Here is a 2,226-nt window from a genome sequence, read left to right as displayed (position 1 = left end):
CTCAAACATGGAGATATACGCATCCTCCAGCCCGTTTTCCAGAAGGTAGTCCCCGCAGCGCTTGAGCTGTCCATACAGAACCCGGGCATGGGACAGCTCCCAGCCCTTTTCATAGACGCAGTTCAGGTTGATTTCCCGATACCCCAGCCCCAGCAGGTTTTGAAGGGCCTCAAACACATAGCCCACATTGGAGGGGGCAATGGTCATCTTGCTGCCCATGCGGCCCCCCAGCACCTTTGTGAAATGCTCCACCCCGGCAATGGCAGTGTCATAGCTGCCCCGGCCGTCAGGATATACCCGGCAGGCGTCATGAAGCTGCCTGTTCCCATCAATGGAAATGGAGAAGGACAGGTGGTGCAGGTGCCTTTTCAGGTACGCCTGCACCTGGGGGTTGAAATACTCTGTGCCGTTAGAGCAGATGGACAGCCGGAACCGGGTGGCCCAGGGATGGTGCAGGCGGATGGCCTCCTGAAGGAAATAATCTGTTATCCTGTCGATTAAGCCAATTTCCAAAAGCGGTTCCCCGCCGATAAACTCCAGCACCACCCCCGGGGAATTTCGGGTGTTGATATAAGGGTTGTCATCCCGCAAAAGGAGATCCACGAACTTTTTCGCCGTTTCAAAAGGCAGGACATGGCTGCCCTTTACACCCTGGTAGCAGTAGGTGCACCGCAGGGTGCAGGCATCTGTTACCTGGAAAGTGACGGTGCGGCTGAGCACCCTGCGCCCGTCCGGGGAAAGCCCTGGCCCCACAGGAAAAAGGCGGTTTACATAGTCCTGGAACTGTTCTGTGCCCGCCCTCACGACAGGCCCTCCACTGTAAGCCTGCGGGTGGCAAAATCCAGGTTCCATGTAAGGCGCCTGCCAGGGGCCAAAGGCTCTACAAATTCTTTTTCAAAGGCAGATTTTGCCTCCTCATACTGGATGAAAAAGTCCTGGTATTCCTTGTGGTACGCCTGGAAAGCCTCATCCGAAGGCTTCACCCCCGCGCTTATCATGTAGCTTAACAGGTCTTTCCGGGAACCAACCTCATACCCCAGCGCCTCCAGATGATCCATAGCCCTGCTGCTGTCCAAAATGATTTCTTTCATGAGAATCCAATCCTTTCGTTATTATAATACTGTATTCAGGCGGAAACAGCCGCCGCGGCTGTCCCATAGCACTGGCCCTGGCAGTTTCCATAGCAGGTGGCGGTGCAGGTGGTGCCGCAGGTTGCAGCGCAGCCGCCCCCGCAGCCCCCTGAACAGCCGGAACCGCAGCCGGAGCAGCCGGAACACCCCCCGGCACAACTGCTCCCGCAGCCGGAACACCCGCTGCATCCGCTGCACCCGTTACAGCCCCCGGAGCAGGCAGAACACCCGGCACAGCCTGACACACACCCTGTTGTACACTGGCCGGAACAGCCGATACAGCCGTCACAGCCTCCGGATCCGCCGGAACAGCCTGTGCAGGATCCCCGGCACCCTCCCGTACAGCCGCTGTCACATCCGGTACAGCTTTTGCAGGCGCTGGAACAGCCGTTGCACCCGCCTGTGGCACTGCCATAACAGCCCCCGCAGCCGGAACAGCCGGATCCGCACCCGCTGCCACATCCGGAACAGCCCCCGCACCGGCCGGAGCAGCTTCCGCTGCATCCGGAACAGCTTCCCCCGCAACCGCCGGAGCAGCCTGTGCCGCAGCCCCCAGTGCAGTTTTTCCCACAGGAGCCGCTGCACCCAGAGCCGCAGCCGCCGGAACAACTGGAGCAGCCGGAACATCCGCTGCAGGAGGAAGAGCAGCTCCCGCCGCACCCGGAGCAGCCGCTGCAGGAGCTGGAGCAGCTTGCCCCGCAGCCTGAACAGCTTCCCACGCATGACCCTGCGCACAGGCCGCTGCAGGCCCCCCGGCAGGAGCTTTGCGCCCCCTGCATGGGTTCTGCCGCCAACGCCTCCACCTGATTTAAAAGGCTTTCATTAAAGGCCCCGGGGATGGGATCCCCTTTTTCAGAGGGCATCACCCCTTCCGGGGATTCCTCCCCCACTAAGACAAGGCCGGGGATATCCGCTACCGCCAGCAGGGGGTTGATGGTTTTCTGCCCGTGCTCTGCCAAAACCCGTCCTCCAGGCTGGGGCATAGTCTCAAAATCATACGCTGTGCCGGCAAACCCGGCAAAGGCGGTTAGTTCATCCCCGTATGAGAGGGGGGCGAGCGTGTGCCAGTGGCACACATGTGCGAACCGACCGAGCC

General features: G+C 60.5%; 1 protein-coding gene and 2 pseudogenes. All 3 read right to left on the bottom strand.

Annotated features, from left to right (window positions below; translation table 11 throughout):
* Positions 1 to 804, bottom strand: a pseudogene (locus D1841_RS17040) (radical SAM protein); the annotation flags it as partial.
* On the bottom strand, positions 801 to 1,091 hold the full coding sequence (locus tag D1841_RS17035) for a hypothetical protein (RefSeq protein WP_160644854.1): 291 nt from the start codon (positions 1,089 to 1,091) through the stop codon (positions 801 to 803). The pseudogene D1841_RS17040 and the gene D1841_RS17035, both read right to left, overlap by 4 nt.
* Before the next feature lie 35 nt (positions 1,092 to 1,126).
* A pseudogene (locus D1841_RS18805) lies at positions 1,127 to 2,226 on the bottom strand (hypothetical protein); the annotation flags it as partial.

It is taken from the genome of Neglectibacter sp. X4, from assembly GCF_009917365.1.
GTDB lineage: Bacteria > Bacillota > Clostridia > Oscillospirales > Acutalibacteraceae > Acutalibacter.
This window is presented reverse-complemented; position numbering and strand designations above follow the sequence as displayed.